The sequence below is a fragment of the Piscirickettsia salmonis LF-89 = ATCC VR-1361 genome (assembly GCF_000297215.2).
GTDB classification, from domain to species: Bacteria; Pseudomonadota; Gammaproteobacteria; order Piscirickettsiales; family Piscirickettsiaceae; genus Piscirickettsia; species Piscirickettsia salmonis.
This window is the reverse complement of the sequence record NZ_AMFF02000081.1, coordinates 1-5,809: the sequence shown is the minus strand read 5'-3', so window position 1 is coordinate 5,809 and position 5,809 is coordinate 1. Positions and strand designations below refer to the sequence as shown.

Here is a 5,809-nt window from a genome sequence, read left to right as displayed (position 1 = left end):
TGCTACAGACCTAACGGTCTTTCGCAACTCCGCTCTGCTAAAAACCCGAACCTACCTCGGCCTACTCACCCCGTGCTTAGCACTCCATGGCTCGCAGCGTATGATGGCGCTGACTTTCGACAAGATACAGTTCCTCTGCACTCATGTCATTACCCTTTACTTGCCTATGCAGCTTTAAAAGCGTGTGGATTGAAAGATACAGATGAAATACCTTATGAGATTGACGATCTGAACATGATAACCTTCGGTGTTATGGTTAAGCACCCCAATGGCAAGCCTGTTACTGCGGTAACTTCGGAAATAGCGCAACAAGTAAGCCAACATAGAAACAATAAACATATTACAGACCGGTTAAAGTCATTTGTGCAAAGTGGCCGAAGAACTTGCTCGTTTGCTATTGCATTTTCTGATATTTATAATGCAACACATTCACATGGAATCCGACTTCACTTAAAAAAACAGCTAGATGGTGGAATTAGTGCTGTTGTAACAGATTCAGCGCTGGGACAGAACCCCAGCCCCGAGGACTTATCAAGCTCACAAACCTATGTTTGGATGAAATCTATACTTCCTGCATTACTGAATAATACTGGGTATAAAGGAAAAGTCAGGGTAGTACCTGTGGCGAGTGAAGCACAAGTCGGACAACTATGCTATGACCATACTGCAGCAGAAGTAGCCTCACATATAGTCAATGAAGAATTAGGAGAAGGGCACTCTTTCGATCGTCCAGTTGAACTTAAGTCTTCTGCTGAATACGGAGCTAAGGGTGGAAGTCGCGTTCCTTTAAGAGAAGCACTTTGGCAATGCCATGAAAAAAAAGACATAACCCCCCTTATTGAGTACTTTCAATCTGTACATCATTCAAATCCAGTTACTTTTGAATTTGATAGAATGTCACTAGAGTCAACAGATATTTGGGTTGATGATGCTCTTGCTTATTTAAAAGATGCACTAATTACAAGACGTTTTTTAAAAGAATCAGAAACTGTAGGTGAAGCAAGAGTTTCTTTTTCTGAGTTAATAGATGAGTTAAAGAAAAATGATGAATTTAACTATTTAGCAACAAAAAAAGCAGAAAAGTTACTTAATCAAATTGATCCTACTCTTGTGACAAAGGAAAATATATTTAAATTTTCTAATAACCAGCATTTGCTTGGGATCTTAGATGCAGCGTGCCAATATAGTCAAAATGCAACAGGAAGAAAGCATGGTAATCATGGTAATCATGGTAAAAACTCTATAAAAGCGTTGATTGTTAACTTATTGGAACTAAAACTTACTGATAAAAAAGATGTTCAAAGAGAAGTTTTGCAATGCGTCAAGGGAGAGGGTGTTTATAGTCAACGAGTCGGTGGGGGTTCAAATCATAATAAACACTCTCGCATAGGATATTTATTATCTTCAGGCTTGTTTGATGATGATATAGAAACTATAAGAGAATCATATCAAAAAACTGCCAAACATTGGTACGGCAATTCTAATCCATTACCAGAATTACCTTTTTTTAGAAACTTTGATCAATTAGACTCTAGTCAAAGAAAAGATTTATCTCAAGCTATTTATCAATTGGCTGTTTAGCGTTTAGCCATTAAAATCTAAGTGGTAAGTAAAAGTTAACTTAGGCAAGAGAGAGCAAATAAAGCGACCAAAACTAACAAAACCACAAATTATAACGATGCTTAATGAAGCTGAAGCAATACTAGAGAAAAAGATTTTAATTAAAGTAAGTCTGATCTGACAATCACTTGATAACGCCTTGGAAACTGCCAGATCAAATCAGAACTACTCATTACAAATTATAACCGGACACAGACTCTGCTTGCGCTGCTTGCTGGCCAAGCACAGCGTGTACCATTAACGCTTCTCGTGCGTTTTCAGTTTTCACCCCTTGAACACTTTCTTTCGTAATTACCTTATCTAACACAGGTTGGAATTGGCCCACTTGAGCTGTTAGATGTTCCAACCGTTGGAGCAAATCAGGCTCAACCTCCACTTGTGATAGAGTCTTTTTTAGTGCATCTATGTCATTTAAGACATTTCTTTTATCTTCACAAGTAGCAACTTGCTTAAATTTATTTTCTATGTCAACTATGGCTTTATCCAGCCCTATTTTAATCTGTCGAATAGCAGTGCTCTCTACAACTTGTAAGTCTCTACTCAACACACTAAACAAATAATCCCCACTTTCCATCGACAATACACGTGCTTTCAGCGCATGCACTTCCTGTAAAATATTTCTACTCCTTTCATAAGTCTTAGCACCTCTAAGTTTTTTTATTATCTCAGTTACGTCTTCACTAAATCTAGCACTAAGCTGCTTGGCTAGTTTTCCCTCTAAAAAGGCCAACCTGATACTAAATGAGCTACTTAAACTAAAGGCTTGCGACATACGAACGTCTCTTTGCAATCGCTGTACTGCATTTAAAAGAGTTTGCTGATCTTCAACTGTCACCTCGCGTTTATTAAGAAGCTTTCTATATTCATGCAAAAAACCTTGTCCTTGCCGCCTAAAGTGAGACCCCCAACGCCAGAGCCCCCTTGCATAATCACCAATGACTGCACGCACCAGTTCAGCAGGATTCTCTTGCTTATAATCCGTTTTGTAGCGCATTAATCTTTCTTTCGTTAATTCCTGCAATGCACTCAAACGCTGAATCATTTTTGGCCTATCCAGAGCTATCCCTATGAAAGAGTCTCTTGCACGGATGAGTTCTCCTGTCATACTATTTATTAAAGCTACTTGCATCGTCGAGTCAGTGTTGTTTGCTAACCAAGTCTCCCGATCTGCTCTTAACGTCGAAAAATCAGTAATCAATAAAGAGCTTATCATCGTACTTTCTAAAACAGTTTGATATTTCAAACACTGCTTAGTAATAAACTGATTTAATTTAGCCACATCCATACGCTTATGCTGATTCAGGAAAGTTGCAATATCAGAATTTATTAATGAATAAAGATGATCATAGCTGGATCTTAAAAGCTGTATCGCTTGCGGTCTTTTCGAGTTCAATGCATTTGCAATATAATTAGCATAAAGATACATTTCCCTATGAATAGGTTTAAGATTAAAACGCTCCTCAGACTCCATTAACGCTTTAACGTGAGCTCCTAAATATTTCTCTGGCAAATGAAGCTCAGCCTTTAGCTGGTCATAAAATAAATTCTGCTGCCCTAAATTAATTCTATAATTAAGCCCATCAACTTGCTCAGTGCTAAAAATCTCTCTATTATCACAAACAACTTGAGTACTACTGAATTTGTCTAATGTTAAAGCTAAAGTTACTGCTTTGCGGTCTTTGTTACCCACCGCTTCAAATGCATTAAATAATGCGAAATATGACTGAGGGCACTCTCCCTCAGAATCAAAGCCTGCCACCTCATTCAAAGCAGATGAATGATCGAAGTAAAATTGATGAGCCCATTCTCCACTGAACTTAGCGCGAAAACTACTCTTTAAAGTAGATAAGAATGATAATTTCGCATTGAGCTTTTGTACTAAGCTGCCTTCCTCTTCATCAATTTTTGCTAAGGCTTTTTCTATATAACTGAAAAAATATGCTTTTAAAAAAGGAAGCATATGAGCATTAACAGCAGGATAGTTTTTATCACTTACTTCGGTTTTTTTTATTTTTTCTATTGCAGTACTTAATGCCTAATTATACCACTCAGGCTTCAGTTCACCTCCAAGGTCAACCTCAATTAATGTTTTTGAATCATAAACCCAGCCTTCTGCTAATAATTGCCCTTGAAGGTTAAAATAACAGTTTTTAAGAGGGGTTCCCTTATCATAGAGCCTTTTCTTAACTGATAATAGAAGATTATCTACAGTCTCTTGATCACCCGTCACACTTAATAAATTAAACTTCGGCACAAAAATTTCTCCCATATAAATAATAATAAAGTTGAATCTATAAGCTACCTAAAAATTATTAAAAATCATCAACAAAAAGATTAAATTTCAATATAACAATAAAAACAGATATAAAGCAGAAAAATCGATAGCTATATAAAATTTATAAAAATAAAATCAATAAACATCTTATAACTTAGACTTAACCTGAATAAATCCAACTATTAATTATTTTTATAAATTTTAAAGTTCTAATTTAACTTACAGTTAAAAACACCGCATCACTAAACTAAGTTTACAGAAAATTTCGTTAATATTGGCCAAAATGGCTTCACCAACTAAACTCCTAGCCTAACTTTACTAAACATACGGCCACCCCTATAACATGTAAAACAAGATATACTAAATGCATTATAAACTTCAAGGAAATAATGATTAACTACATATAGCAGGCGGTTATTCCTATTGCTTAGAATAAACACGCATCATCATAACCTGGAGCTAAACAACTAATTCCAAGAAACCTTGAAGTTAACTGACGATCTTCTATCATCTTAACTTAAGAAGCAGTCTACTTTTATATTAAATAAATTTCATTTTTCATACTTACTCCTTTAACTCATACTTAGCGCTTTAATCAAGAGTGCTGTAATTTTAAACATTTACACATAAATCAACTAAGCTAACAATAAGCGTTCATCAAAAATAATTTAGATATTAATTAAATAACATGAGCCAAAATATATTCACCATAATAAAACCGTCACTGGAAACTCAATTATTAATTTATCAAACGCTCTATCATCAGCCGAATAATCAATTTAACTTAGTCAACGCGTTTGCTAATTTCTATCAGCTCATCTGTCATATTATTCCTTGTGCAAGTGTAACCTACGAAAACCAAGAAGATCACATTTATTTACAACAAGGCACAGCAGGAAAATATAATTATTCTGTATTACTAAAACATCAGAACCAACCCCTGGGTCAGTTAACTTTCAGCCACAGCCTCCCTTTTAGCTTAGGCACCGGGCTAGAACTTGATGCCCTTTGCTCGCTTTGGTTAACACCATTATTTCATATTTTACAATATCACAGCGCTTTACAAGCCACACGCCAAGATCATCTCACTCAAACCGGCAATCGAGCCGCCTATGAAAAAATTCTTGATCAGGAAATAAACTACGCCAAACGCCATGATTCACCCCTTAGCATGCTGCTAATTGACATAGATCACTTTAAGCGCATTAATGACCAGCATGGTCATCACCAAGGAGATCTTGTGTTACAACACTTTTCTCATCTTCTAAAAGAACTGGTACGTGATTCTGATATGATCTTTCGTTATGGTGGCGAAGAGTTTATTGTCCTCTTGCGTAATACAGATTTAGCAGGTGCCAACTTACTTGCCAAGCGGATTTGTGAAAGTGTCTATCATACTTTGACCTTTAAGATTGATATAAGCGTAACCGTCAGTATCGGTAGCTGTGAATTTGATCATTATGATATTGATCGACAATTTTTTCAACGTGCAGACCAAGCACTTTACCATGCCAAACACCAAGGGCGCAATTGCGTAGCAAGTTACTCTATATTTGATACATCACCTAAGTTATTATCAACACTGAGCAAGACTAGCCAAAGCATAAGCTAATTATTACAGCCTAAAAAAATTACCTATAAAATAATATCATCAAATTCCTATAAAACAGGCTATGATATGGCTTTATTTATTACTAACGTGATACACCAGCATATTATGACGAAAAAGAAACTCACCTTACTTACCAGCAGCATTGTTTTTATCGAATGGTTAGAATTTTCGGCAATGTATCTTATTGATTGCTATGGTATAATTCGAAGCAAGTTAACAATAATTTAGAGATTTATCCATGCCTCATATCGAAGTCAATTGCCCACAATGCAGTGAGAATAATGTCATTAAATTTGGCAGGA

Annotated in this window: 4 protein-coding genes; 2 read left to right on the top strand and 2 right to left on the bottom strand. The window is 36.0% G+C overall.

The annotated features are described in order from the left end of the window. Positions 1–189: 189 nt before the first annotated feature. Positions 190–1,581, top strand: coding sequence for a hypothetical protein (locus C200_RS08720; RefSeq protein WP_152498678.1), 1,392 nt, complete (start codon positions 190–192; stop codon positions 1,579–1,581). A gap of 211 nt (positions 1,582–1,792) precedes the next feature. Here C200_RS08720 and C200_RS08715 read toward each other — a convergent pair whose 3' ends face one another. Next, positions 1,793–3,580, bottom strand: a complete 1,788-nt coding sequence (locus C200_RS08715; RefSeq protein WP_016211535.1) for a hypothetical protein — start codon at positions 3,578–3,580, stop codon at positions 1,793–1,795. Between the two features lie 75 nt (positions 3,581–3,655). Then, complete coding sequence (locus tag C200_RS08710; protein WP_152498679.1) at positions 3,656–3,874, bottom strand: hypothetical protein; 219 nt, start codon at positions 3,872–3,874, stop codon at positions 3,656–3,658. A 709-nt stretch (positions 3,875–4,583) separates the two neighbouring features. Here C200_RS08710 and C200_RS08705 point away from each other — a divergent pair. Continuing rightward, complete coding sequence (locus C200_RS08705; RefSeq protein WP_016211538.1) at positions 4,584–5,507, top strand: GGDEF domain-containing protein; 924 nt, start codon at positions 4,584–4,586, stop codon at positions 5,505–5,507. The last annotated feature ends 302 nt before the right edge of the window (positions 5,508–5,809 follow it).